This is a genomic window from Bradyrhizobium sp. UFLA06-24 (assembly GCF_054967145.1).
In genome coordinates, this window is sequence record NZ_JADFUE010000010.1 from 89,278 (window position 1) to 115,155 (window position 25,878).

Sequence of the window (25,878 nt, forward strand, 5' to 3'; positions counted from 1 at the left end):
GGCCGTCGCCTCGCGCTTAACGAGCAGTGTTCGCCGCCTTCCGCAAACACTCGCGGCACAGGCAATCCTCGCCCTTGACCGGCATCGGCAGTCGCGCCGTCTCCTCCGCGCACCAGCAATTGCCCGAGAGATCGCAGCCGAACTCGCTGCCGCAGCGGGAGCAGGTGAGGCGGCGGGCCGGCGGTTCCTGTAACGCGAATTCTTTCGAAATTGTCATGATATGCGCTAAGGCTTCGCCGTGATTTTCATGCCGGGTTCATCTCCCGCCTCGGTATATTAGGCCTCGTTGACACGCTCGAAAAGCGGCTGGTTCCACGCGGAGAACAAATCGATGGCTCGCGACTCGCAAGCCGCCCTCGTTGCGCTCAACCGTTTCGGCCTCGGCGCCCGCGGCGGCGCCTCCGGCGATCTCGTCAATGCGGCCTCCGATCCGCGCGGCTTCGTGAAGGCCGAGCTCGCCCGTCCCTACGGCGTGCTGCTGGAGGCGCCTGGCCTGCAATCGACCCCGCAGCTCGGGCAGGCCGCGTTCGCCTATCAGGATCAGGTCAAGCAGGCGCGCGAGGCGGCGAAGGCCGGCGCCCCGACGGAGGCGCCGCCTCAGGCGCCGGCCGACCAGAAGCCCGACACCAAATTGCGCCGTAACCTCTCGCTGAACACCGTGACCGCCGTGATCGCCGGCCCGACGGCCGAGGCGAAGCCGACCGACGGCGCGATGAAGCCCGAGGGCATGCAACCGGGCGCTGCGCCGCCGGCGGCTGCAAAGCCCGCGCAGCCGCTCAACGTCATCCAGAAGACCTTTCGCACCGAGGCGCTGGCGCGATTGCAGCGGGCGATGATGGTCGATTGCGGTTTCACCGAGCGCCTGGTCGCGTTCTGGTCCAACCATTTCTGTATCTCCGCGAGCAAGGGCGAGCTGGCGCGGATGTGGGCCGGCGCGTTCGAGCGCGAGGCGATTCGTCCGCACGTGCTCGGGCGTTTCGCCGACATGCTGAAGGCGGTCGAGCAGCATCCGGCGATGCTGTTCTTCCTCGACAACCAGCAATCGCTCGGACCCGACTCGCGCGCGGGCCAAAACCGCAAGCGCGGGCTGAACGAGAATCTCGCGCGCGAGATCATGGAGCTGCATACGCTCGGCGTCGGCGGCGGCTATACGCAGGAGGACGTCACCTCGCTGGCGCGCATCATCACCGGCTGGACCTTCGCCGGCCGCAAAGGCCAGATCGGGCTGCCCGGCTCCTTCGCCTTCAACGCCAATGCGCATCAGCCCGGACCGCAGGTGCTGCTCGGCAAGACCTATGAGGCGAATGGCCTCGCGCAGGGCGAAGCCGCGCTCGCCGACATCGCGCGGCATCCGTCGACGGCGAATTTCGTCGCGACCAAATTCGTCCGGCATTTCGTCGCCGACGATCCGCCGCCGGCGCTGGTGGCGCGGATGCGCGACGTCTTCGTCAAGACCGACGGCGATCTCAAGGCGCTCGCCACGGCTTTGGTCGATTCCGATGAAGCCTGGAAGGCGCCGCTGACCAAGATGCGCAGTCCTTGCGATTTCCTGGTCGCGAGCGGCCGGCTGCTCGCGCGCGTGCCGGAAGATCCCGGCTTCTATCTCAACAGTCTGAACCTGCTCGGCCAGCCCTTGTGGACGCCGGCCGGGCCGAACGGTTTCCCCGATACGGCCGCGGCCTGGGCTGCGCCCGAAGGCATGAAGCTCCGGCTCGACATCGCCTCGCAGATGGGGGCGCGGCTCGGGCCCAACATCGATCCGCTCGACCTCCTGGAATTCGCCGCCGGCGATGCGGCCTCGCCCGAAACACGGCGGACCATCGAGCGTGCGGAATCGCGCCAGCAGGCGCTGGCGCTGCTGCTGATGTCGCCTGAGATACAGAGGAGATGAAGATGATCGACTGCGTCGAAAACCGGCTCCTCACCTCGCGCCGCGGCCTGCTGCTCGGCGGCGCTTCGTTCGCGGCCTGGGCCTATTTGCCGAAATTCGCACGCGCCGCCGATGGGCGCGACCCGCGCCTCGTCGTGGTGATCCTGCGCGGCGCGCTCGATGGGCTCGCGACCGTCGCGCCGGTCGGCGACCCCGATTATGCCGGCCTGCACGGTTCGATCGCGCTCGCGACGGACGGCGCGCATCCCGCGACCAGGCTCGACGGCTTCTTCGCGCTGCATCCGGCGATGCCGGAATTCGCGCGCATGTACCGCGACCAGCATGCGGCGGTGATCCATGCCGTCGCGACGCCGTATCGCGATCGCTCGCATTTCGACGGCCAGGACGTGCTCGAGAGCGGCTATGCCGGTCCCGGCCGCGTGCAGTCCGGCTGGCTCAACCGCGCGCTGGAAGCGCTGCCGCGCGGCGAGCGGGTGTCGAGCGGACTTGCAGTCGGCCCCACCACGCCGCTGGTGCTGCGCGGCAACGCGCCGACCGTCGGCTGGGCCCCGGTCGCGCTGCCGCAGGCTGACGACGACACCGCGATGCGGCTGGTCGATCTCTACCGTCATCGCGATCCCGCGTTGGCCGCGGCGCTGACGCAAGGCCTCCAGCTCGAGAAGGCCGCGAGCGGCGACGACATGAAGCCGAAGCCGGGCAACGCGGTCGCGCAGATGCGGCAGGTTGCGCGCGGCGCGGCAAAATTGATGGCGGCCGATGATGGTCCACGCATCGCCGCGCTCGCCTTCGACGGCTGGGACACCCATGCCAATGAAGGCGGTCCGGTCGGGCGGCTCGCTTTCCTGCTCGGCGGTCTCGACGGCGCGCTCGCCGAATTCGAAAGCGGCTTGGGCGAGCGCTGGCGCGACACCGCCGTCGTCGTCGCCACCGAGTTCGGCCGCACCGCGCGCATCAACGGCACCGACGGCACCGACCACGGCACCGGCACGATCGCGCTGCTCGCCGGCGGCGCCGTGAAGGGCGGCCGCGTCATTTCCGACTGGCCCGGACTGAAGCCCGCCAATCTCTACGAGGGGCGCGACCTCAAGCCGACCACCGACCTGCGCTCCGTGATCAAGGGCGTGCTGCAGGGGCAGTTCGGCCTCTCGGATCAGGTATTGGCCCAGACCGTGTTCCCGGATAGCGCCGCCGCAAGGCCAATGAAGGGGCTGGTTGCCTAACTCGCAACGCCGTCATTCGGGGCCGGCGCCTTGCGGCGCATCCCGGAATGACGACATGATGCGGCGAGCATCAGGAGACCATCACCCATGTACATCGCCATGAACCGCTTCCGTGTCGCCAAGGGATCGGAAGCGGCCTTCGAGCAGGTCTGGCTTTCGCGCGACACCCATCTGGACAAGGTGCCGGGCTTCGTCGAATTCCATCTGCTGCGCGGGCCCGAGCTCGAGGACCATACGCTGTTTGCCTCGCACACGGTGTGGGCCAATCACGCCGCCTTCGAAGCCTGGACCAAGTCGGAGGCGTTTCGCGCGGCGCATCACAAGGCCGGCGACAACAAGCCGCTCTATCTCGGCCATCCCCAGTTCGAAGGCTTCGAGGTGGTGCAGACGGTGGGGCGCGGCGCCAAATAGCGCGCCAGGATCATTCCAGCGTGATCTTGTCGATCTCGACGAGATCCTCGGCCGTAAGCTGCCAGGCGATCGCCTTGACGTTCTGCTCGACCTGCTCGACGCGGGTGGCGCCCGCGATCACGCTCGACACCTGCGGCCGCGCGGCGAGCCAGGAGAAGGCGAGCTCCAGCATCGAATGGCCGCGTGCCTTTGCGAAGGCCTGCAGCTTCTCGACGATGTCCTCGTTGCGCGGCGTCACGTAGCGGTCGCGCAGCCGCGGCGTCTGGCCGAAGCGGGTGTTGTCGGGCGCGGCCTCGCCCCTCTTGTACTTGCCGGTCAAAAGGCCGCTGGCGAGCGGGAAGAACGGCAGCAAGCCGAGCTTGTACTCCGTTGCCGCGGGCAGCAGGTCCTTCTCGATGTCGCGTACGACCAGGGAGTATTCGTCCTGGCAGGACACGAACCTGGAGACATTCATCGCGCGTGCGACGTATTCCGCTTCCGCGATGCGCCAGGCCGGAAAATTCGAGTTGCCGATGTAGCGCACCTTGCCCTGGCGGACGAGATCGTCCAGCGCGCGCAGGCTCTCCTCGATCGGCGTCAGCGGGTCGTAATCGTGCTGCTGGTAGAGATCGATGTAATCGGTCTTCAGCCGCTTCAGGCTCGCTTCCACCGCCTCCATGATGTAGCGGCGCGAGGCGCCTTGCTTGGTGCCGTCTTCGGCCATCGGCTTGGCGTATTTCGTCGCCAGCACGATGTCCTTGCGGCGGCCGCCCAGCACGGCGCCGAGCACATCTTCCGAGCCGCCTTTGTTCGAATAGATGTCGGCGGTGTCGAACAGCGTGATGCCGAGATCGAGCGCGCGGTGGATCACCTTGCGCGAGGCCTCGAGGTCGATGCGCTGGCCGAAATTGTTGCAGCCGAGCCCGACCGCGGACACGCGCAGGCCGGAGCCGCCGAGATTACGAATTTCCATTGGGAGATCCCGTCACAACAAAGCAGCGTCCATTGTGACGGCGCTGCATTGCACCGGCAAGCTTCTGGCCGCGCTGCTGCCATGCGGATAGGTGAGACGAACAAAAAAATGCGGCCCCTGTCAGACGCGGCGACTGACGGGGACCGCTTGGGGCGCTTGATCGGTGACGGGGGGCCTGATCAGACGCACCTGCAACATAGTCCAGGTGTGTAACGCGCCGGTGACATCAGGACTTATCCACAGGGCTCTGGCTCGAGGAATTAGAAGATCTTGCGATAGACGATGAAGCCGGAGCGCTCCGCGACCTTGTCGTACAGGCTCTGCGCAACGGTGTTGGTCTCGTGCGTCTGCCAATAGACCCGCGGCGCGCCTGCGAGCCTGGCGCGCTCGTACACGCCGTGGATCAGCGCCGAGCCGACCCCCTTGCCCCGCGCGGCCTCGTTCGTGAACAGGTCCTGCAGATAGCACGACGGCTCGATCGCCGTGGTGCTGCGATGGAACAGGTAATGCGTGAGGCCGAGCAGCTTGCCGCCGCTTTCGGCCACCAGCGCGTGCACCGGCTCATAGGCATCGAAGAAGCGCTGCCACGTCACCTTGGTGATCTCGGGCGCCAGCGCGGTCGGACCGGAGCGGCCGTAGAAGGCGTTGTAGCCGTCCCACAGCGTCAGCCATTGATCGTAGTCCTGTCGTATGACGGAGCGAACGGTGAGCGACATCTGGGAATCCGCGTTCGAAGAGACGATGAAGCGTCCTTCATACGGGATGAGTGCGGTGTGGATCAATCGCACCGTCGCGCATCACTCCGCGACGCGCAAATACCGGATCAGCTTCCGCCCGGCGGAATCGCGCAGCGAGCGATAATGGTCGGCGCGTTCAGGCGCATCGGTGTGGCGCACGAGGTCGGTCACCGGCGTATAGCTCAGCATGCGGCCGCCGTCGGGCAGCGCGGTGCAGACGAACCGCAACACCTCGCCGTCACGCATGGCGATGTTGATCGGCGTCGCATCGCCGGTCCGCACCATCTCCATGCGTTGCGCGATGAAGACACCGAGTTCGTCCTCCGGCAGCTCGAACGCGCCGGTGTCGCGTCCATGATACATCAGCGCGACGAAGGGCGGTTTGCTGTCGGCCACTTCGTCCGGCAGCGCGAAATAGTCGCGGAAGGCGCGGTTGATGAATTCGGCGCGGGTCTCGGCGTCGAGCAGCACGATGCCGATGTCGACCTGGTCGAGCGCGAGGGACAGGCGGGCGGCCGTGGCGTGATTGCGCCGCTCGGCTGCGAAAGCGTGGAGCAGACGCTCGCGCATCAGGCCCGTGATGGCGGCGGCGCCGACGGTCGTCAGCGCGAGCAGGCCGAGCTGTGCGAGATCGGCCCCCGCAATGCCGGGCGCGGTGCGATGACCGAGCGTGAGCTGCGTCGCGCCGATCATGGCGATGGCCGTGCTGCCAAGTGCGGATGCAAAGCCAGAGATCGAGCCGGCCAGCGCCACGGCGCAGACGAACAGCGGCGCCAGCGAGAGCGCGGGAGCGTGACGGTCGAGCAGGATCGCCAGCAATGCGATCGCTGCCGTCAGTACGGGACCGGAGATGGCACGCCATCCGAACCGCATGGGCCTGGCCTCGTTCCTTCCTGAACGAGATAAGGCCGCCAGACTGACCCATAGTTGCACAAGTGCAATGCGGTTTCGTGCGGCGCGATTAAGCGGCGCTTGCCTGCGCGCTGAAAGCTTTCGGATGATTTTAGACCAAATGCGTAAGCATCATGCGCTGTTGGGGTGCGGGCGCATTCAGCGTCGACGTTCCCGGTCCCTTGCGGGTGCCGACGAAAATCAACAGCGATGCCGCGACCAGGATGGCCGCAGTCAGGGTGATTGCAACGATGACCACAGGCGATTTCATCGATGTCCCGTCGCGATGCTGTCAGGCGCGGGACCGCGCGGCACCTTGAAGGCTGTCAGGGATGAAACGGGGATCAGATCGGCAGGCCCATCGCCATCGTCGCCTTGGTCGACAGCACCGTGAGGGTGACGATCAGGCATAGCGAGAGCGCCGCGACGGCGAGCGAGGTCGCGACCGCGTTGGTTAGCCGGGAAGACGAGACGGTATCGGTTTGGCCCTGAAAGCCGACCGTGCCGGACGCCCGAGTCATGGTCTAAATCCTTCAACGTGCGAGCGAATCACCCGCGACGTCGAACAACTTCACAATCCCAACCGGCAATATTGCGGCGGCGATCAGCTGAAAATGGCGGGATTGCGGCAAAGGTTAACGCTATGCCCGCTATTTCTTAACGCTGCACCGGTTTCAGGCCCCAGCGGCGATGCTGGCGGGATCCTCGATATCGGCGGGGCGCCAGTCCATCGCCACGAAGCCGGGCGCGGCCTCGACGCGTTTCAGCCAGTCCCGGATCGCCGGGAAAGGTTCGAGGTCGAAATCGCAGCGATCGGCCAGGTGGGTGTAGCCATACAGAGCGATGTCGGCCACCGTGAGCTGGCGGGCGGCGAAGTAGGCATTGGTCTTGAGGTGGTTCTCCATCACCTGGAGCGCGCCATAGCCGCGCTCCATCCAATCCTCGAGCGCGTGGGTCTGCAGGTCGCGGCCGCCTTTGACCAGCGACAGCCAGAAATAGGCGGCGCCGATGTTGGGCTCGAGCGCGTGCTGCTCGAAGAACATCCATTGCAGGGCCTCGGCGCGATCGATGCGGTTCTCCGGCGCGAGCGGCGTGCCGACGGCGACATACCAGAGGATGGCGTTGGACTCGGCGAGATAGCGGTTGTCGCCGACCTCGAGCAGCGGCACCTGGCCCGACGGGTTCTTGGTCAGGAAATCGGGCGTGCGGCTCTCGCCGCGCAGAATGTCCACCTCGACCGCTTCGTAAGGCTGGTTCAACAGCGCCAGCGCAAGGCGGACCTTGTAGCTGTTGCCCGAGCGTTGCATCGAATAGAGCTTGTACATTCTGGGAGTTCGATTCCGAAAGGATTGGGAAGGTGCGATGCTTGTTGCCCCGGACCGCGGCTAAACAATGATGCCGATGCGAATCCGCCGCAAGGTCTGGCCAATAGAAAAACTCGAAAACCCTACTGCACTGCAGCGCCGGGGAAGATCATGCTCGCGGCGAGGCTGCAAATCAGATCACGCTTGCGTCAGCACGCACGACGCATCGCGTCGCGATCATGTGCGAAGCGGCCACTGGGTGATCTCGCCACGGGCTGATGCGCGGTGGCGGGCCACACCTCAGCCGGCCGTCCGGTTCTGCGGCGTTTGAGCGGCCTCAAATTGCTCCGAGGACAAGCCTTGCCGGATATGAGCGGATTGCGGGGCAAAGTTGCGGAAAATTGCGGGAAATCGAACCTCGAGCTGCACTAAATCCGCAAACTTTTGCGAGACCGGGCCGAAGTTTCTTGCGGTGCAGCGGCACACGTTTTAGGGTGGCTCCATTCCCACAATCAGAGTCGTGGCCAAAGGGTTCACGACGCTTGTCAGGAGATGACGATGTCCTTCCTTGCCGCTGCGCTCGACCGTGTGAAGCCGTCCGCGACCATCGCGGTCACGGACAAAGCACGCGCGCTGAAAGCGGCAGGCCGCAACGTCATCGGCCTCGGCGCCGGCGAGCCCGACTTCGACACGCCCGCCAATATCAAGCTGGCGGCGATCCGCGCCATCGAGGCCGGCAAGACCAAGTACACCGCGGTCGACGGCATCCCCGAGTTGAAGGACGCCATCATCGCGAAGTTTCAGCGCGAGAACGGCGTCGTCTACAAGCCGAACCAGATCATCGTCGGTACCGGCGGCAAGCAGGTGCTCTACAACGCACTCATGGCGACCATCAATCCGGGCGACGAGGTGATCATTCCCGCGCCGTACTGGGTCAGCTATCCTGAAATGGTGGCGCTGGCCGGTGGTGAGCCGGTGTCGGTGGTCTGCACCGCAGCTCACGGTTTCAAGCTGCAGCCCGAAGCGCTCGAGCGCGCGATCACGCCGAAGACCAAATGGGTCATCCTGTGCTCGCCGTCGAACCCGACGGGCGCCGCCTACACCAAGGCCGAGCTGAAGGCGCTCACCGACGTCCTCGTCAAGCACCCGCATGTCTGGGTGATGACCGACGACATGTACGAGCATCTCGTCTACGACGACTTCCAGTTCACCACGGTCGCGCAGGTCGAGCCGAGCCTCTACGACCGCACGCTCACCGTGAACGGCGTGTCGAAGGCTTATTGCATGACCGGCTGGCGCATCGGCTACGCGGGCGGCCCGGCGCAGCTGATCAAGGCGATGTCGACCATCCAGTCGCAGTCGACCTCGAACCCGTGCTCGATTGCGCAATGGGCGTCGGTGGAGGCGCTGAACGGTCCGCAGGACTTCATCCCGGCCAACAACAAGGTGTTCAAGGAGCGGCGCGATCTCGTCGTCTCCATGCTCAACCAGGCCAACGGCATCGAGTGTCCGCGTCCCGAAGGCGCATTCTACGTCTATCCGTCCTGTGCCGGCACGATCGGCAAGAAGGCGCCCTCGGGCAATGTGATCTCCAACGACGAGCAGTTCGTCACCGAGCTGCTCGAGACCGAAGGCGTTGCCGTCGTGCAGGGTTCGGCCTTCGGCCTCGGCCCGGCATTCCGCATCTCCTACGCGACCAAGACCTCGGACCTCGAAGACGCCTGCAAGCGCATCCAGCGCTTCTGTGGCAATCTGCGCTGAGCTGATCGCGACAGTGCAAATCGAAAAGGCCCGCTTCGCGCGGGCCTTTTTGTGCGTGCTTCGATAGTGGAGTCGGATGGACTATTGCTCGGGCCGATGTCGTGCCATGCCCCTCACCCGGATTGCTTCGCAATTCAACCTCTCCCCGCAAAGAGCGGGAAGGTTGAGCAGGCCCGCATCGTGAGGGACGCGCCGCTCTCTCACTCCCTCGCCCCGTTCTTACGGGGAGAAGGTGGGGTGAGGGGCCTCTCTCCGCGGGTTCGATTGCAGTCGCGTCCGATCTGGCACCACCACGTCTCTTGTGGCATAAACCATCGCGGACCACTTGGTAGCTGCGTCCTTCCCTGCTCGCATCACATTCATCGCCGGAGACATTCATGCGCCGTTCGTTCATTCTTGCCGGGCTCGCCGCCGCCAGCCTCGTGGCCTCCGTTGCAAGCAGCGGCGCACAACAGCAGCGGATGGTCCGGGTCGGCGTGCTCGAATGCCGCGGCGGCGCCAGCGTCGGATTCATCGTGGGGTCGGTAACCAATCTCGGCTGCGTGCTGCGTGCCGACGGCCTGCCGGAAGACCGCTACGTCGCGACGATTCGCAAAATGGGCCTCGATATCGGCATCACCCAGGAAACCACGCTCGCTTGGGGCGTGTTCGCGCCGGTCGACCGGCTCGGCCCCGGCGATCTCTCGGGCAACTATGCAGGCGCGCAAGGAAGCGCATCGGTCGGCGTCGGCCTCGGCGGCAACGTGCTGGTCGGCGGCTCCAACAATTCGATCGCGCTCCAGCCGCTCAGCGTGCAGGGCCAGGTCGGCCTCAACGTCGCCGCCGGTCTCGAAAGCCTGGAACTCCGTCCCGGCCGTTGAGTCGCTCCAGTGGAGGCGTTGCTTCACCTCTCCCGAAGGGAGAGGTCGGATCGCATCAAAGATGCGATCCGGGTGAGGGGTTTAGGTCTTACCGTATGCTACGGACCCTCACCCGGATTGCTCAGGCGCGCAATTGCGCGCCTCGGCAATCCACCTCTTCCCGTCGGGGAGAGGTGGAACAGCTCGCGGATGGCGACCTGATCGTATCAGGCATTATAAGACTTGATCTAATTGACGACGCACCGCAGCGACGTTTGATGCTTGCCAAATCTCGGGGACGGGCAGAGCATCTGCGTTTGCCGACCCAATCATGGGCCGAGCTCCAACCAAGGAGGCGGCGAAATGGGACAAGACGTCAGAAGTCCCCGAGGTCCACGGTGCATCGCGCTGGTGGGCCCTTTCCAATCAGGTAAAACCACACTTCTCGAAGCGATCCTGGCGCGGACGGGCGCAATTCCGCGCGCCGGCAGTGTCGATGCCGGAACTTCCGTCGGCGACGCCACGCCCGAGGCCCGTCATCACAAGATGACCGTTGGCCTCACCGCCGCCACCGCGAGCTTCATGGGCGACAGCTACACCTTCCTCGATTGTCCCGGTTCCGTCGAATTTGCCCACGATATGCGCGCCGCGCTTCCCGCCGTCGACGCTGCGATCGTGGTCTGCGAGGCCGACGAGAAGAAGCTGCCGCAGCTTCAGATCATCCTGCGCGAGCTGGAGGAGCTGAAGATTCCGCGTTTCCTGTTCCTCAACAAGATCGACCGCGCCAACAAGCGCATCCGCGAGACGCTCGCGATGCTCCAGCCCGCCTCGCGTGTGCCGCTGGTGCTGCGCCAGATCCCGATCTGGAAGGGCGAACTGATCGAGGGCTTCGTCGATCTCGCGCTCGAGCGCGCCTTCGTCTATCGCGAGCACAAGGCCTCCGAAGTGATCGGGCTCGAAGGCGGCGATCTCGATCGTGAAAAGGAGGCTCGCTTCTCGATGCTCGAGAAGCTTGCCGATCACGACGATGCGCTGATGGAGCAATTGCTCGAGGACATCCAGCCGCCGCGCGACGCCGTGTTCGACGACCTCGCCCGCGAATTGCGCGAAGGGCTGATCTGCCCGGTGCTGCTGGGCTCTGCCGCGCGCGAAAACGGCGTGCTGCGTCTGATGAAGGCGCTGCGCCACGAGGCGCCTGGTATCGCCGAGACCGCAAAACGTCTCGGTGCGCCCTCCACGAAGGATGCGCTCGGTTTCGTCTTCAAGACGCTGCATTCGCAGCACGGCGGAAAGCTGTCGCTGACCCGGCTGCTCGCCGGCCATCTCGACGACGGCGCCACGTTGCAATCCTCCTCCGGCGGAACCAGCCGCATCTCCGGCATCCTTGCCGTCAACGGTGCCTATGACAGCAAGCGTGCCTCGGCCGAAGCCGGTGATACCGTCGCGCTTGCCAAGCTCGATCCGGTCAAGACCGGCGACACCGTCTCCAGCGGCAAGACCCCGCCCGCCGCACTCGCTAGCATCGAGCCGACGCCGCCGGTGCTCGCCATTTCGGTTGCGGCCACCGACCGCAAGGACGACGTCAAGCTCGGCCAGGCATTGATGCGGCTGCATGAGGAGGACCCCTCGCTGGTCGTCGTGCAGAACGCCCAGACCCACGACACCGTGCTGTGGGGGCAGGGCGAAATGCATCTGCGCGTCGCCAGCGAGCGGCTGCGCGATCGCTTCGGCGTCAAGATCACCTCGCATCCGCCGGCGATCGGCTACCAGGAGACCATCCGCAAGTCGATCGTCCAGCGCGGCCGCCACAAGAAGCAATCCGGCGGTCACGGCCAGTTCGGCGATGTCGTGCTCGACATCAGGCCGCTACCGCGCGGCGAAGGTTTCAGATTCGCCGAAAAGGTCGTCGGCGGCGCGGTGCCGCGCAACTATATCGGCGCGGTGGAAGAGGGCGTGGTCGACGGGCTCGCCCGTGGTCCGCTCGGCTTTCCCGTCACCGACGTGGAGGTGACGCTGACCGACGGCTCCTATCACAGCGTCGACTCCTCGGACCTCGCCTTCCGCACGGCGGCGCGGATCGGACTCAACGAAGGCCTGCCGCAATGCCAGTCGGTGCTGCTGGAGCCGATCCACATGGTCGAGATCGTCTGTCCGACCGACGCGACCGCCAAGATCAATGCGATCCTGTCGGCGCGGCGCGGCCAGATTCTCGGCTTCGATACCCGCGACGGCTGGAGCGGCTGGGACTGCGTGCGGGCGATGATGCCGGAAGCCGAGATCGGCGAGCTGATCGTCGAGCTCCGTTCCGCCACGGCCGGCGCCGGCAGCTTCACGCGCCAGTTCGACCACATGGCCGAAGTCACCGGCCGTGCCGCCGACCAGATCATCGCCGCGCATCAGCACGCGGCGTGATCGGTTAGGAAGGCCGCAAAGAAGGCGCGCACTCTGTCATGCCCTCCCCTTCTTCACGGGGAGGGTGTGGGCTACATTTACGACTGCGGCGCTGTACGCGGCCCGCGCTCTCTCCACGCGTCATTGTGAGCGTAGCGAAGCAATCCAGAGTCTTTCCGAAGAGGGATTCTGGATCGCTTCGCGGCGCTCGCAATGACCGAGGAGGCAGCAAGGCCCTCTTGCGCTCATCTCCATATGATGTATTTTGCATAATTGTATATGTGTTGAATATCATTTATAACTCTTCGTATATGAGGTCGAGGTGATCACGTCGTTCCAGATGCGGGCGGCCCGCGCGCTGCTTGGCATTGACCAGAAAACGCTGGCCGAGCTCGCCGGGGTGTCGTTGCCGACCATCCAGCGGATGGAGGCCTCGACCGGCAATGTGCGCGGCGTGGTCGAGACCCTGACGAGGGTGGTCGAGGCGTTCGATCGGGCCGGCGTCGAGCTGATCGGCGAACAGGTCCGCAGCGACAGCGGCGGACGCGGTGTCCGCCTGAAGGAGCCGGGGCCGCCGCGTCGGGTGGAAGCGTGATCCCGGGCGATAACAATCTGAACTAACGCACCGTCGCACGCGCGCGCTGCACGGTGCGCCGGAGCATTGTGGGACAATGAGCATCACGAGCGATCAAGCAAACGGGCTGCACCAGCTGCGTCGGCCGAGCTTTGCCGAATTGTATCTGCCAAAACTCGTCACCGTCTGGCGCGAGGGCTATGGCCTTGCGGATTTCCGCGCCGATGTCTTCGCGGGCCTCACGGTTGCCATCGTCGCGCTGCCGCTGTCGATGGCGATCGCGATCGCTTCCGGCGTGACGCCGGATCGCGGCCTCTACACCGCGGTGGTCGGCGGCTTCATCGCCTCGCTGCTCGGCGGCAGTCGTTTCCAGATCGGCGGGCCCGCAGGTGCCTTCATCGTCCTGGTCGCAGTGACGGCGGAGCGGCACGGCGCCGACGGCGTCATTCTCGCCACCCTGATGGCAGGTCTGATGCTGATCGCCGCGGGCCTGCTGCGTGTCGGCACCTACATCAAGTTCATTCCTTATCCGGTGACCGTCGGCTTCACCGCCGGCATCGCGGTGATCATCTTTGCGAGCCAGCTTCGCGATCTCTCGGGCATCACGCTGGCGGGGAAGGAGCCGAGCGAGTTCGTGCCGAAGCTCCTGGCGCTCGCCGGCGGCCTCGATACCATCAATCCCTCCGCCGTCGCGGTCGCGCTGGTCAGCATCGCGATCATCGCAGTGCTACGGATGTGGCGGCCGTCCTGGCCCGGCATCCTGATCGCAGTCGTGCTCGCGGCGGTCGCCACCGCCGTGCTGTCGCTGCCGATCGAGACCGTCGGCAGCCGCTTCGGCGGCATCCCGCGCGAATTGCCGTCGCCGGTGCTGCCGGCGTTTTCGTTCGAGAAGGCCAAGGCGGTGCTGCCGGATGCGATCTCCTTTGCGCTGCTCGCGGCCATCGAATCGCTGCTGTCGGCCGTGGTGGCCGACGGCATGACCGGACGCCGTCACCGCTCCAATTGCGAGCTGGTGGCGCAAGGCGCGGCCAATCTCGGTTCGGCGCTGTTCGGCGGCATCTGCGTCACCGGCCTGATCGCGCGCACCGCGACCAACATCCGCGCCGGCGCCCGCGGGCCGCTGGCGGGCATGCTGCACTCCGTCTTCCTGCTGCTGTTCATGCTGGTGGCAGCACCGCTCGCAAGCTACATCCCGCTCGCCGCGCTCGCTGCCGTGCTGGTCGTGGTGTCCTGGACCATGGCCGAGAAGCACGAATTCGCAACGCTCCTGCGCTCGTCCTGGGGCGATGCCGTCGTGCTGCTCGCGACCTTCCTGCTCACCATCTTCCGCGACCTGACTGAAGGCATCCTGGTCGGCTTCGCGCTTGGTGCGGTGCTGTTCATCCACCGCATGGCGGAGATGACGGGCATCGAGGAACGCACGCCCCTGGTCGTCGCCGATCGTGCCGACGACGCCAATGGCGAGCGCGTTCCTTACGATTCCACCCTTGCGGTCGATCGCGACGTGCTGGTCTATCGCATCACCGGCGCGTTCTTCTTTGGTGCCGCCTCGGTCATCGGCGGCGTGCTGGACGGCGTCGACGACAAGCGCAAGGCGCTTGTGGTCGATTTCGCGGCCGTGCCGTTCCTGGATTCCACTGCGGCGAACGTACTGGGGCGCGTCGCCGCCAAGGCCCAGCGCCAGGGCATCCGGCTGTTCATCACCGGTGCCTCGCCGGCGGTGCGCCGCGCGCTGCTGACGCATGGCGTGAGCCCGCGACGCGCGCGCTATCGCCAGACCATCGAGCGGGCGGTCGCCGACATCAAGGCAGGCCCGGGCGCAGCCGAATCCGCGTTGTAGCCGGCCTGCTTGACAGGAGCGGCAGGACGCGAAATGGATCGCCCTCGAAACGCACCGAGGGACAGATGAGCGCGCCGAGAACTCCCGCAGCCTGCTTGATCGGATGGCCGGCCGCGCATTCGCGCTCGCCGCTGATCCATCATTACTGGCTGCGCACGCTCGGCATTGAAGGCGGCTATGTCATCGAGGCGGTTCCGCCCGAGGACCTGCGCGATTTCGTGCTGCGGCTGTCGCTGCGCGGCTTCGTCGGTGCCAATGTCACGATCCCGCACAAGGAAGCCGTGCTGGCGCTGTCGACGCCCGATACGCGCGCCAAGGCGGTCGGCGCTGCCAACACGCTGTGGTTCGCCGATGGTGAGCTGCGCTCGACCAACACCGATGTCGAGGGCTTTCTCGGCAATCTCGATGCCAGCACGCCTGGATGGGACGAGGCCGAGGAGGCGCTGGTGCTGGGAGCCGGCGGCGCCTCGCGCGCCGTCGTGTTCGGCCTGCTCGATCGCGGCGTCAAGCGCATCCATCTTGCCAACCGCACCTTGGCGCGGGCCGAGGCGCTGGCGGCGCAGTTCGGGCCGAACGTGCACCCGCTGCCTTGGGATGCGATCGACGGGATTTTGCCGCGGGCAAAACTTCTCGTGAACACGACCTCGCTCGGCATGCACGGCCAGGGAGCGCTCGATGTCGACGTGGCGCGGCTGCCGATAGGCGCCGTCGTTACCGACCTCGTCTATGTCCCTCTCGTGACGCCGCTGCTCGCGGCGGCCGGGGATCGCGGGCTGAAGACCGCCGACGGGCTCGGCATGCTGTTGCATCAGGCGGTGCGCGGCTTCGAGCTGTGGTTCGGGCAGCGGCCCGAGGTGACCGCCGAGCTGCGCGCGCTGGTCGAAGCCGATCTCACAAAGACTTGAGAGAATAGTGCGCGGTCTCCGGCGTTCTACCCTCGTGGGGACAATCGGAGACATCCATGACGATCCAACGTGCCAATTTCACGCGCCCGCTCATCGCTGTTGCGATGGTGGCTGCTTCCACCTTTGCAGCCCTCGCGCAAAGAGCTCCGGTGCCGACGCGCGTGCGCGGCACGATCGAGAGCGTCAATGGTGACACCATGCAGGTCAAGTCGCGCAGCGGCGAGGACGTCAAGCTCCATATCGCCTCCGACGCGCGCGTCGTCGGTGTCACCAAGATCGCACTGGCCGACATCAAGGTCGGCTCCTTCGTCGGCGCCACCACCGTGCCGGGGCCCGATGGCGGCAACAACGCCGTCGAGGTGCACGTGTTTCCGGAGAGCATGCGCGGCACTGGGGAAGGCTCGCGGCCCTACGATCTCAAGCCCAATTCCAGCATGACCAATGCGACGGTGTCGGAGAGCGTGGTCGGCAATGACGGCCATACGCTGCTGGTGAAGTACAAGGACGGCGAGAAGAAGGTGTTCGTCTCCGATATGACACCGGTCGTGACCTTCGTTCCCGGCGACATCTCGGAATTGAAGGCCGGCGCCAAGGTCATCGCCTTCATGAAGCAACTGCCGGACGGATCGTTCGAGACCAATCGCATCAGCGTCGGCCGCGACGGCCTGACACCGCCGATGTGAGGCGCCGTCGTTACGGCGCCTCCGCAATGATATGATCGTCGATCTCGTCGATCCGGTTGACGCCGCACAGGCCCATGGTCGTCAGCAGCTCTTTCTGGATGATGTCGATCGCCTTGGCGACGCCGGCCTGGCCGCCGGCTCCGAGTCCGTACGCGTAAGCGCGCCCGATCATGCAGGATTTTGCCCCGAGTGCGAGCGCGCGCATCACGTCCTGGCCGGAGCGGATGCCGCCGTCGAACATGATCTCCATCCGGTCGCCGACCGCGTCGGCGATCTCAGGGAGCACCTCGATCGAGGACGGCGCGCCGTCGAGCTGACGGCCGCCATGGTTGGAGACGACCAGCGCCTGCGCGCCGGTCTTGGCCGCTTCTTCGGCGTCCTCGACATCCAGAATGCCCTTGATGACGAGCTTGCCCGGCCAGATGCTGCGGACCCACTCGACGTCCTTCCAGTTTAGTGAGGTGTCGAACTGCGACGCGGTCCATTCGGCGAGGCGGTTGAGGTCCTCGGTGTTCTTCACGTGGCCGGCGATGTTGCCGAAGGTGCGGCGCTTGCCTTGCAGCACGCCGGAGACCCAGGCGGGCTTGCTGGCGAAATCCAGCAGCTTCGACAGCGACCATTCCGGCGGCACCGTCATGCCGTTCTTGATGTCGGCATGGCGCTGGCCGATCACCTGCAAATCGACCGTCAGCACCAGCGCGCTGCACTTGGCGGCGATGGCGCGCTGGATCAGGTCCTTGATGAAGCCGCGGTCCTTCATCACGTAGAGCTGGAACCAGAACGGCTTGTCGACGGCGGCGGCGATATCTTCGATCGAGCAGATCGACATGGTCGACTGCGTGAACGGGATGCCGGCAGCCTGGGCCGCGCGGCAGGCGTGAATTTCGCCGTCGCCGTGCTGCATGCCGAGCAGGCCGACCGGGGCCAGGATCAGCGGCATCGTCGATGGTTCGCCGAGAATCGTGGTCGAGGTGTCGCGCTTCGACACGTCCACCAGGATGCGCTGGCGGAACTTGATCGCCTGCATGTCCTCGCGGTTGGCGCGCAGCGTTTCCTCGGCATAGGAGCCGCGGTCGCAATAATCGAAGAACGCCTTCGGCACGCGGCGTTTATGCAGCGCGCGAAGATCGTCGATACAGGTGATGTGTTTCATGAACGTTTTCCCCGGCCCGTCTCAGATCGGAAGTCTTGCATCGGAAGATTGAAGGGTCATCTAGCATGGTTGGATGCGCAGCCAAATCGTTTGCGGGAGGCACGCCATGACCAAGCCGCACGCCGGACCTTCGCCTGATGAGATCAAGGAGAAGCAGGCCCTCGAGGACGCGCTGGAGGAGGGCCTGGAAGAGACGTTCCCGGGCTCGGATCCCGTCAACGTCACCCAGCCGGCACCGACCCGCGGCGACAGCCATGTGAAGCGCTCGGATTAGCAGCGGTTCCCCCAGCTGCCCGGGTTCGCGCCGGAAGCATAGTATTAACAATATCTTACCGTGCCGGCCTCCAGCTCGGTTCCGTAATGATTCATCATATTTTTTGAAGCCAACTTAGCCGCAATGGCTTTATAAGAGCCTCAGCAAATCAGGGGATGCGGGGCCCGCCAGGGCACCCGCAGGTTGTGTTGGGGATCCCTGGTTGTTGCCTGGGGGACGATATGAGCCGCAAATATTTCGGGACGGACGGGATCCGGGGCCGCGCCAACGGACTGATCACGCCGGAGCTCGCGCTCAAGGTCGGCCAGGCCGCGGGCCTTGCGTTCCAGCGCGGTGAGCACCGCCACCGGGTCGTGATCGGCAAGGACACGCGGCTGTCAGGCTACATGATCGAATACGCCATGGTCGCGGGCTTCACCTCGGTCGGCATGGACGTGCTGCTGGTCGGCCCGATGCCGACGCCGGCGGTGGCGATGCTGACCAAGTCCATGCGCGCCGATCTCGGCGTCATGATCTCGGCCTCGCACAATCTGTTCGAGGACAACGGCATCAAGTTGTTCGGCCCGCAGGGCTTCAAGCTCTCCGACGACGTCGAGAAGCAGATCGAGCAGCTGCTCGACGAGCCCATCGAGAAGCGGCTCGCACAGAGCGCGAGCCTGGGCCGCGCTCGCCGTATCGACGGCGTGCATGACCGCTACATCGAATTCGCCAAGCGCACGCTGCCGCGCGATCTCTCGCTCGACGGACTTCGCGTCGTGATCGATTGCGCCAACGGCGCCGCCTACAAGGTGGTGCCGGAAGCGCTGTGGGAATTGGGCGCCGACGTGGTGCCGATCGGCGTCGAGCCCGACGGCTTCAACATCAACAAGGATTGCGGCTCGACCTCGCCGGAAGCACTGTCGAAGAAGGTACGAGAGATGCGCGCCGACATCGGCATTGCGCTGGACGGCGATGCCGATCGCGTCATCCTGGTCGACGAGCGCGGTCACGTCGTCGACGGCGACCAGCTGCTCGCGGTGATCGCGCAGAGCTGGAAGGACGATGGTCGGCTGTCGCGTCCGGGCATCGTTGCGACCGTGATGTCCAATCTCGGGCTCGAGCGCTTCCTGAAGGGGCAGGGACTCGATCTCGTGCGCACGCCGGTCGGTGATCGCTACGTGCTCGAGCAGATGCTGAACGGCGGCTACAATCTCGGCGGCGAGCAGTCGGGGCACATCATCCTGTCCGACTACGCCACCACCGGGGACGGCTTCGTCGCCGCGCTGCAGGTGCTCGCCGTGGTGCAGAAGCTGCGCCGCCCGGTCTCCGAGGTCTGCCATCGCTTCGATCCGCTGCCGCAAATTCTCAAGAACGTCCGCCACAAGGGCGGCAAGCCGCTCGACGATTCCGACGTCAAGTCGGCGATCTCCGACGGCGAGAAGCGCCTCAACGGCCACGGCCGCCTCCTGATCCGCTCGTCCGGCACCGAGCCCGTGATCCGCGTCATGGGCGAGGGCGAGGACCGTATCCTGGTCGAGGACGTCGTCGACACCATCGTCTCGGCGCTGGGCCAGGCCGCGGCGTAAGCCGAAACTGCTTCCGCAGACGCGGTCCTTCACCTCTCGCTTCGGGAGAGGTGAAAGACCCGCGCATCCCAGCCATTTGCGATTGACGCTGGTTTGGCGGCCGCTCCCATCGTAGCTGTGGGGTCGCGGCAATCTGCCGCGCCGGGATTGCTGCATTGAACAAGCCAGTCGTCGTCTCAGAGGAAACGCTGACCGAGCCCGTCGTCGTCAGCGATGTCGCGCCCGCCAAGACGATCGCGGGACCGGCCTACATCGTGCTCGCGGGCATCAGCTTCTCGCACTTCCTCAACGACACCATGCAGTCGCTGATCGCCTCGGTGTATCCGATCCTGAAGGACACCTACGCGCTCGACTTCGCGCAGATCGGCATGATCACGCTGGCCTTCCAGTTCACGGCCTCGCTGCTCCAGCCGCTGGTCGGGCACTACACCGACAAGAAGGCGCAGCCTTATTCGCTGGCGATCGGCATGGCCTCGACCTTCTTCGGCCTGTTGCTGCTCAGCATCGCGCAGCAATATCTCGTCATCCTGATTGCCGCCGCGCTGGTCGGTCTCGGCTCGGCGGTGTTCCACCCCGAATCGGCGCGCATCGCGCGGCTCGCCTCCGGAGGCCGTTACGGCTTTGCGCAATCGGTGTTCCAGCTCGGCGGCAGTTTCGGCACCTCGATGGGCCCGGTGCTTGCCGCGCTCATCGTCGTGCCGTTCGGGCAGGGCAGCATCGCCTGGTTCTCCTCGATCGCGGGTCTTGCGATCGGCATCCTCTGGCGCATCGGCCGCTGGTACGCGCCGCAGATCAAGGCGAAGAAGACCGCCTCCGTCGAGGCCCACCCCGATGCGCCGAACTCGCGCCGCGTCGCCATCGCGCTGCTCGTGCTGGTGGCGCTGTTGTTCTCGAAGCAGCTCTACGTCTCGAGCCTGTCGAGCTATTACATCTTCTACCTGATCGACCGCTTCGGCGTGTCGACGCAGACCGCGCAGATCTATCTCTTCATCTTCCTCGCCGCGAATGCGGTCGGCGCGTTCTTCGGCGGGCCGTTAGGGGATCGCTTCGGCCGCAAGATCGTGATCTGGATCTCGATCCTCGGCGCGCTGCCGTTCACGCTGGCGCTGCCCTTTGCCGGACTCTATGCCAGCGCCGTGCTGTCGGTGATCATCGGTCTGATCATTTCCTCGACAACCTCGTCGATCATCGTGTTCGCGCAGGAGCTGGTGCCGCATCGCTTCGGCATGATCTCCGGCGTGTTCTTCGGCGTCGCGTTCGGCATCGGCGGCCTTGGTGCCGCGGTGCTCGGCAAGCTTGCCGACCACACCTCGATCGAGTTCGTCTATCAGGTCTGCGCCTACCTTCCCGCGATCGGGCTGCTGGCGGTGTTCCTGCCCAAGCTGCCCCGCCACGCGCGTTAACAAATCCCGTTTCGCTGCATTGCGGCTTCATCAATCGTTAGGAATTGCGGCGCGGAGCTGCTGCATCTTTGCAACGCTCGCGCCGCATCCGCGTGTGGAGTGAGAAAAAATCAACCTTAAAAATTAGGGTTAAGTGGCGCTTAAGCATTTGCTGCCATCGTCCGGCTCGTGAGTTTCCAGAACGTGAGGCGCCCGTATTTTGCCTCACCGGCCATAAGGACGAAGCCAATGCGTAGCGTTAAGTCTCTCCTTGCCGCGGGTGCGGCATCACTGATCTCGTCGATGGCGTTCGCCGCCGATATGCCGATCGCCGCTCCCCCTCCCATGTACGCGCCGCCGGCTCCGCCGGCTGACTTCGGCGGCTGGTATCTGCGCGGCGATATCGGCTTCAGCAATCAGAAGACGAGCGAACTGCGCTACGGCCGCGAGTCGGCTTATTCGCAGCTCACCTCGTTCAACCAGGAAACGTCGTTCGACACTGGCGGCATCTATGGCGTCGGCGCCGGCTACCGTTTCAACAACTGGTTCCGTGCCGACGTGACCGGGCAATACCGCGGCAATGCGAATTTCAAGGGAACGGATCGTTTCACCGGGACCGCAGGCGGCGTGCCTTACAGCGGCATCGACAATTACAGCGCCAGCAAATCCGAATGGCTGGTCCTGGCCAACGCGTATGTCGACCTCGGGACCTGGTGGTGCATCACCCCGTTCATCGGCGCGGGCGTCGGCGGCGCGCGCGTTTCGATCGCGAACTTCACCGACACGGGCATCAACAACCTGGCGGTTGGAAACACGAGCTTCGCGAGCGCACCCACCGGCTCGAAGTGGAATTTCGCCTGGGCGGCCCACGCCGGTCTTGCCTACAAGGTCAATCAGAACCTCGTCCTCGAACTCGCCTACAGCTACGTCGACCTGGGTCCGGGACAGACCGGCGTTCTGTCGGACTACACCGGTGGGACCACCGGCAACGTCTTCAAGTTCAAGGACATCACCTCGCACGACCTGAAGCTCGGCGTGCGCTGGAATCTCGACAACCCGCCGGTTTACGCGCCGCCGCCGCCGCTCGTCACCAAGGGCTGATCGGCAGCCTGATCGCTTAACGTCTCTTAACGGCGCGGGATCATCCCGCGCCGTTTTGCTTTGCATATTTTTCATGGCGAGCGGCGACGAAAATGCCGGACGCAACCATTGGTTAAGGTTAACGAGCCATGATCATCGCGACAGTTCGAGTTTCGATGGAGCGTTGCAATGCGTAGGCTTTGGTTGGTGGCGGTGGTGTTCGGATCTGTGTCCGCCGCACACGCGGCCGACATGCCGGATCTGCCCGTCCTGCGCGGCGGCTTCACCGACGGTTTGTCCAAGACAGCCCACAATTGGGACGGCGCCTATTTCGGCGTCCATGGCGGATACACGACGGATGCGACCGACTTCAGCCAGAGCGTCGTCGGCCTGACCAACTTCATTTTTCGTGACAGCGTGCTGCAGCAGCCGACCGCAAGCTGGTCGCTGATGAACAAGACCAACACGCAGAGCACGAATTTCGGTGCCTTCGTCGGCCGCAACTGGCAATGGTACGACGCCATCCTCGGTCTTGAGGGTACTTACAGTCACTTCAACAATCTCTACACGCAGACCAGCGGCTCCAACCAACTCGACATCATCAATCCTGCCGGTGACGTTCACCCCGACAACGTGGCCGATCATTGGAACGTCAAGTTGACCGGTACCGCAGCGGCACAGGTCAAGGACATGATCTCGCTTCGCGGCCGCGTGGGCTGGGATGGCGGCGATTTCATGCCATATGCGTTCGCTGGCGCTGCTGTCGGTCGCATGGACGTATCGCGTACCGTGACAAGCGACGTGACGTTGACCCAGGTGACGACGACGACGATCGGCGGCGTCACGACGATCTCCACGAACGGACCGACCCCCGTGCCGGCGCAGTCGCAGACCCAAAGCCAGCACCGAACCAACGCGTTCGCGGTGGGTTGGACCGCGGGTCTCGGCCTCGAATACTGTATCTGGGAGGGGCTGTTCGCGCGCGTGGAATACGAATACGTGAGATTCTCGCCTGTGATGAATACCTCCGTGACACTCAACAGTGCGCACGTCGGGCTGGGCTACAAGTTCTGACGCGGCTTCGCTGCGTCGCGGTTGACAGCTTCGTCGCGTCCTGATGCTCTGCCGCTCGGCAAGGGGGCGGCGGCGATGCAGGTTTTCGGCGACAGCAATTCGGGCAATTGTCTGAAGGTGAAGTGGGTCTGCGATCATCTCGCATTGCCCTATCGCTGGATCGAGATCGACACGCGCAAAGGCGAGACGCGCACGCCGCAATTTCTGAAGATGAACGGCGCCGGCCAGGTGCCGACAATTGCTTTCGACGACGGCCGCACGCTGGCGCAGTCCAATGCCATCATCCGCTATCTCGCCCGTGACAGCGCGCTGATCCCGCACGACGCCTTTGCCGCCGCCAAGATGGACGAGTGGCTGTTCTGGGAGCAGTACAGCCACGAGCCCTACATCGCGGTATGCCGTTTCCAGATGGTCTATCTCGGCAAGGATGCCTCCGAACTCGATCCCGACAAGGTCAAGCGCGGCTATGCGGCGCTCGATCGTATGGAGCAGCATCTGGCGTCGAGCCGTTTCTTCACTGGCGAGACGGTTTCGCTCGCCGACGCCTCGCTGCTCGCCTATACCCGCGTTGCGCATGAAGGCAGCTTCGATCTCGGCCGCTATCCGGCCGTTCGCCGCTGGATCGGCGAAGCCGAGGCCTTTCTCGGCCTGCCGCCGGCGCGCTGAGCCCTTCGCGTCGAGCCGTTCGTGCCGAGCCCTTCGCGTCGAGCCGTTCGTGCCGAGCCCTGGAGTTGTCTGATGAACGATAAGTCCGTCACCATCCGCCCCGCGCGCCGCGGGGATGTCCCCGCGATCGTGGCGATGCTCGCCGACGATCACCTCGGGCGCGGGCGCGAGCGCCTCGAGGATCCGCTTCCCGCCGTCTATGATCAGGCGTTCGAGCGGGTTGAGCGCGATCCCAATCTTACGCTCGTGGTTGCCGAGAGCGAGGGCAGGGTGGTCGGCTGCCTGCAACTCGCGGTGCTCCCAGGCATCAGTTCGCAAGGCGGCCTTCGCGGTCTGCTCGAGGATGTCCGCGTTGCCGCCGATTGTCGCAGCCGCGGCATCGGCGAACATCTGGTGCGGTGGGCGGTGGCGGAAGCAAAGGCGCGCGGCTGCAATCTCGTCGAACTGCTGACGCATCAGACGAGAACGGATGCGCAGCGTTTTTACAAGCGGCTCGGATTCACAGCGAGTCACGTCGGCATGACTGTCCGCTTTTGAGGCAGTGCGCCGCGGCCGTTGCGCCATCAGCAAATTCGGATCGCGCATTCGTTCATCTTAACAGCTGATAAACTACCCGTTCGACCTTCATGTGGAACCAGGAACGAACGGTGCTACGCAGCGTCAGACACCCGGCTCGGGCGGTTCGGGGATTTCGATGACAAGCTATTCCATGATCAAGGTCGGCAACGATTACGTTGTGCAGGCCAATGACAAATGCATTTTGAAAGTCGGCAGTCGCCGCCGTGCCGCGCAATTGATCAGCGAAGCCACGGACTTGCTGAACGCGCTCGCTGCCGTGGAAAGCCCTGACATCGCGCCGGAATTACCTTCACTCCGCCGTGAGCCGCCGGAAGTTTCTTGACTGGTCTACCCGATTCCCGTATCAGCCGCGGCGGGACACCTCCCCCCAACGGGAGGCTTACTATCTGGAAGGGTAGATCATGACTGTAGCGAAGCCCGCTTCGCGGCCGACCGTGCCGCATTTTTCTTCCGGCCCCTGCGCCAAGCGCCCCGGCTGGAACGCCCAAAATCTCAAAGACGCAGCGCTCGGCCGTTCGCATCGCGCGAAGGTCGGCAAGACCAAGCTCAAGCTCGCGATCGATCTGACGCGCGAAGTGCTTGAAGTGCCCGCCGATTATCGCATCGGCATCGTACCGGCATCCGATACCGGCGCGGTCGAGATGGCACTGTGGTCGCTGCTCGGCGCACGGCCCGTCACCACACTCGCCTGGGAATCCTTCGGCGAAGGCTGGGTCAGCGACATCGTCAAGGAATTGAAGCTCAAGGACGTCACCAAGCTGAACGCCGGCTATGGTGAAATTCCTGATCTCTCCAAGGTCGATCCCAAGAGCGACGTGGTCTTCACCTGGAACGGCACCACGTCAGGCGTGCGCGTGCCGAATGCCGACTGGATCAGCGCGAGCCGCGAAGGCCTGACCATCTGCGACGCGACCTCCGCCGCGTTCGCGCAACCGCTCGACTGGGCCAAGCTCGACGTGGTCACCTTCTCCTGGCAGAAGGCGCTCGGCGGCGAAGCCGCGCACGGTATGCTGATCCTGTCGCCCCGCGCGGTGGAGCGGCTCGAGACCTACAAGCCGGCCTGGCCGCTGCCGAAGATCTTCCGCATGACCAAGGGTGGCAAGCTCAACGAGGGCATCTTCGTCGGCGAGACCATCAACACGCCGTCGATGCTCTGCGTTGAGGACTATCTCGACGCGTTGAACTGGGCCAAGTCGATCGGCGGCCTCAAGGCGCTGATCGCCCGCGCCGATGCCAACACCAAGGTGCTGGCCGACTGGAAGGCGAAGACGCCCTGGATCGACTTCTTGGCCAAGGATGCCGCGATCCGCTCCAACACCTCGGTGTGCCTGAAATTCACCGATCCGGCGATCACCTCGCTGTCGGACGACGCGCAGGCCGAGTTCTCCAAGAAGCTGGTCGCCCTCGTCGAGAAGGAAGGCGCCGGCTACGACTTCGCCTATTACCGGGATGCGCCGGCAGGCCTGCGCATCTGGTGCGGCGCCACGGTCGAAGCCAGGGACGTCGAGCTGCTGACGCAGTGGATCGACTGGGCCTTTGCCGAGACCAAGGCGCAGCTCGCCAAGGCGGCATAAGTTTTCGTTCTTCGCCTCTCCCCGTTCTTACGGGGAGAGGCCGGGTCGCGCAGCGATCCGGGTGAGGAGCTCTCTGCACGAGCAGGTCGCCTGTGGCTGCCCCTCACCCCAACCCTCTCCCCGTAAGAACGG

The 25,878-nt window shown here is 64.9% G+C and carries 27 protein-coding genes; 19 read left to right on the forward strand and 8 right to left on the reverse strand.

Annotation, left to right across the window (positions count from 1 at the left end; genetic code table 11):
- Positions 1-16 precede the first annotated feature (16 nt).
- On the reverse strand, positions 17-217 hold the full coding sequence (locus tag IF809_RS11330) for a cysteine-rich CWC family protein (protein ID WP_462837614.1): 201 nt from the start codon (positions 215-217) through the stop codon (positions 17-19).
- A gap of 114 nt (positions 218-331) precedes the next feature.
- On the opposite strand from IF809_RS11330, the gene IF809_RS11335 reads away from it, so the two are divergent.
- The 3 genes from IF809_RS11335 to IF809_RS11345 all read left to right on the forward strand — a co-directional run bounded on the left by IF809_RS11335 (position 332) and on the right by IF809_RS11345 (position 3,522).
- On the forward strand, positions 332-1,891 hold the full coding sequence (locus tag IF809_RS11335; protein WP_462837615.1) for a DUF1800 domain-containing protein: 1,560 nt from the start codon (positions 332-334) through the stop codon (positions 1,889-1,891).
- Between the two features lie 2 nt (positions 1,892-1,893).
- Positions 1,894-3,111 carry a DUF1501 domain-containing protein gene (locus tag IF809_RS11340; protein WP_164938883.1) on the forward strand — a complete coding sequence of 406 codons (1,218 nt, stop codon included), beginning with the start codon at positions 1,894-1,896 and terminating at the stop codon, positions 3,109-3,111.
- 87 nt (positions 3,112-3,198) lie between these two features.
- Positions 3,199-3,522, forward strand: coding sequence for an antibiotic biosynthesis monooxygenase family protein (locus tag IF809_RS11345; RefSeq protein WP_128968325.1), 324 nt, complete (start codon positions 3,199-3,201; stop codon positions 3,520-3,522).
- Between the two features lie 10 nt (positions 3,523-3,532).
- Here IF809_RS11345 and IF809_RS11350 read toward each other — a convergent pair whose 3' ends face one another.
- From IF809_RS11350 to IF809_RS11375, 6 genes are all read right to left on the reverse strand, one after another.
- Positions 3,533-4,474: an aldo/keto reductase gene (locus IF809_RS11350; protein ID WP_462837616.1), complete on the reverse strand. Its 942-nt coding sequence runs from the start codon at positions 4,472-4,474 to the stop codon at positions 3,533-3,535.
- A 260-nt stretch (positions 4,475-4,734) separates the two neighbouring features.
- Positions 4,735-5,190: an N-acetyltransferase family protein gene (locus IF809_RS11355; protein ID WP_462837617.1), complete on the reverse strand. Its 456-nt coding sequence runs from the start codon at positions 5,188-5,190 to the stop codon at positions 4,735-4,737.
- 81 nt (positions 5,191-5,271) lie between these two features.
- Positions 5,272-6,084: a PAS domain-containing protein gene (locus IF809_RS11360; protein ID WP_462837618.1), complete on the reverse strand. Its 813-nt coding sequence runs from the start codon at positions 6,082-6,084 to the stop codon at positions 5,272-5,274.
- Between the two features lie 130 nt (positions 6,085-6,214).
- Complete coding sequence (locus tag IF809_RS11365; RefSeq protein WP_453980531.1) at positions 6,215-6,373, reverse strand: hypothetical protein; 159 nt, start codon at positions 6,371-6,373, stop codon at positions 6,215-6,217.
- A gap of 73 nt (positions 6,374-6,446) precedes the next feature.
- Positions 6,447-6,623, reverse strand: coding sequence for a hypothetical protein (locus IF809_RS11370; protein ID WP_164938881.1), 177 nt, complete (start codon positions 6,621-6,623; stop codon positions 6,447-6,449).
- A 153-nt stretch (positions 6,624-6,776) separates the two neighbouring features.
- Entirely contained in the window at positions 6,777-7,427 is a 651-nt protein-coding gene (locus IF809_RS11375; protein ID WP_453980530.1) for a glutathione S-transferase family protein, read from the reverse strand.
- A gap of 537 nt (positions 7,428-7,964) precedes the next feature.
- On the opposite strand from IF809_RS11375, the gene IF809_RS11380 reads away from it, so the two are divergent.
- From IF809_RS11380 to IF809_RS11410, 7 genes are all read left to right on the forward strand, one after another.
- Complete coding sequence (locus IF809_RS11380) at positions 7,965-9,167, forward strand: pyridoxal phosphate-dependent aminotransferase (protein WP_128968320.1); 1,203 nt, start codon at positions 7,965-7,967, stop codon at positions 9,165-9,167.
- 377 nt (positions 9,168-9,544) lie between these two features.
- Positions 9,545-10,027, forward strand: coding sequence for a DUF992 domain-containing protein (locus IF809_RS11385; RefSeq protein ID WP_453980529.1), 483 nt, complete (start codon positions 9,545-9,547; stop codon positions 10,025-10,027).
- Between the two features lie 342 nt (positions 10,028-10,369).
- Positions 10,370-12,418 (forward strand): elongation factor G, encoded by a 2,049-nt coding sequence (locus tag IF809_RS11390; RefSeq protein WP_462837619.1) that lies wholly within the window; start codon positions 10,370-10,372, stop codon positions 12,416-12,418.
- Between the two features lie 301 nt (positions 12,419-12,719).
- Complete coding sequence (locus IF809_RS11395; protein ID WP_453980527.1) at positions 12,720-12,992, forward strand: helix-turn-helix domain-containing protein; 273 nt, start codon at positions 12,720-12,722, stop codon at positions 12,990-12,992.
- Positions 12,993-13,068: 76 nt separating this feature from the next.
- A complete protein-coding gene (locus IF809_RS11400) occupies positions 13,069-14,811 on the forward strand; it encodes a SulP family inorganic anion transporter (RefSeq protein ID WP_462837620.1) in 1,743 nt (580 codons plus the stop codon).
- A 65-nt stretch (positions 14,812-14,876) separates the two neighbouring features.
- Positions 14,877-15,716 carry a shikimate dehydrogenase gene (locus IF809_RS11405; RefSeq protein ID WP_453980524.1) on the forward strand — a complete coding sequence of 280 codons (840 nt, stop codon included), beginning with the start codon at positions 14,877-14,879 and terminating at the stop codon, positions 15,714-15,716.
- A 56-nt stretch (positions 15,717-15,772) separates the two neighbouring features.
- A complete protein-coding gene (locus IF809_RS11410) occupies positions 15,773-16,399 on the forward strand; it encodes a hypothetical protein (protein ID WP_453980522.1) in 627 nt (208 codons plus the stop codon).
- Between the two features lie 10 nt (positions 16,400-16,409).
- Here the strand turns inward: IF809_RS11410 and IF809_RS11415 are convergent, their stop codons facing one another.
- Complete coding sequence (locus tag IF809_RS11415; protein WP_128968313.1) at positions 16,410-17,552, reverse strand: alpha-hydroxy acid oxidase; 1,143 nt, start codon at positions 17,550-17,552, stop codon at positions 16,410-16,412.
- A gap of 106 nt (positions 17,553-17,658) precedes the next feature.
- Here IF809_RS11415 and IF809_RS11420 point away from each other — a divergent pair, with 106 nt between their 5' ends.
- The 9 genes from IF809_RS11420 (at position 17,659) to IF809_RS11460 (ending at position 25,746) form a co-directional block, all read left to right on the forward strand.
- Positions 17,659-17,826 (forward strand): hypothetical protein, encoded by a 168-nt coding sequence (locus tag IF809_RS11420; RefSeq protein WP_164938880.1) that lies wholly within the window; start codon positions 17,659-17,661, stop codon positions 17,824-17,826.
- 221 nt (positions 17,827-18,047) lie between these two features.
- Positions 18,048-19,391 (forward strand): phosphoglucosamine mutase, encoded by a 1,344-nt coding sequence (glmM, locus tag IF809_RS11425; RefSeq protein ID WP_128968312.1) that lies wholly within the window; start codon positions 18,048-18,050, stop codon positions 19,389-19,391.
- Positions 19,392-19,546: 155 nt separating this feature from the next.
- Positions 19,547-20,794: an MFS transporter gene (locus IF809_RS11430; protein WP_453980520.1), complete on the forward strand. Its 1,248-nt coding sequence runs from the start codon at positions 19,547-19,549 to the stop codon at positions 20,792-20,794.
- Between the two features lie 228 nt (positions 20,795-21,022).
- Positions 21,023-21,874 (forward strand): outer membrane protein, encoded by an 852-nt coding sequence (locus IF809_RS11435; protein ID WP_244659347.1) that lies wholly within the window; start codon positions 21,023-21,025, stop codon positions 21,872-21,874.
- 168 nt (positions 21,875-22,042) lie between these two features.
- Positions 22,043-22,927 carry an outer membrane protein gene (locus tag IF809_RS11440; RefSeq protein ID WP_462837621.1) on the forward strand — a complete coding sequence of 295 codons (885 nt, stop codon included), beginning with the start codon at positions 22,043-22,045 and terminating at the stop codon, positions 22,925-22,927.
- Positions 22,928-23,002: 75 nt separating this feature from the next.
- Positions 23,003-23,593: a glutathione S-transferase family protein gene (locus IF809_RS11445; protein ID WP_462837647.1), complete on the forward strand. Its 591-nt coding sequence runs from the start codon at positions 23,003-23,005 to the stop codon at positions 23,591-23,593.
- 72 nt (positions 23,594-23,665) lie between these two features.
- Positions 23,666-24,130, forward strand: a complete 465-nt coding sequence (locus tag IF809_RS11450) for a GNAT family N-acetyltransferase (protein ID WP_453980518.1) — start codon at positions 23,666-23,668, stop codon at positions 24,128-24,130.
- 157 nt (positions 24,131-24,287) lie between these two features.
- Positions 24,288-24,494 (forward strand): hypothetical protein, encoded by a 207-nt coding sequence (locus IF809_RS11455; RefSeq protein WP_128969481.1) that lies wholly within the window; start codon positions 24,288-24,290, stop codon positions 24,492-24,494.
- 79 nt (positions 24,495-24,573) lie between these two features.
- Positions 24,574-25,746: a phosphoserine transaminase gene (locus IF809_RS11460; RefSeq protein ID WP_453980516.1), complete on the forward strand. Its 1,173-nt coding sequence runs from the start codon at positions 24,574-24,576 to the stop codon at positions 25,744-25,746.
- The last annotated feature ends 132 nt before the right edge of the window (positions 25,747-25,878 follow it).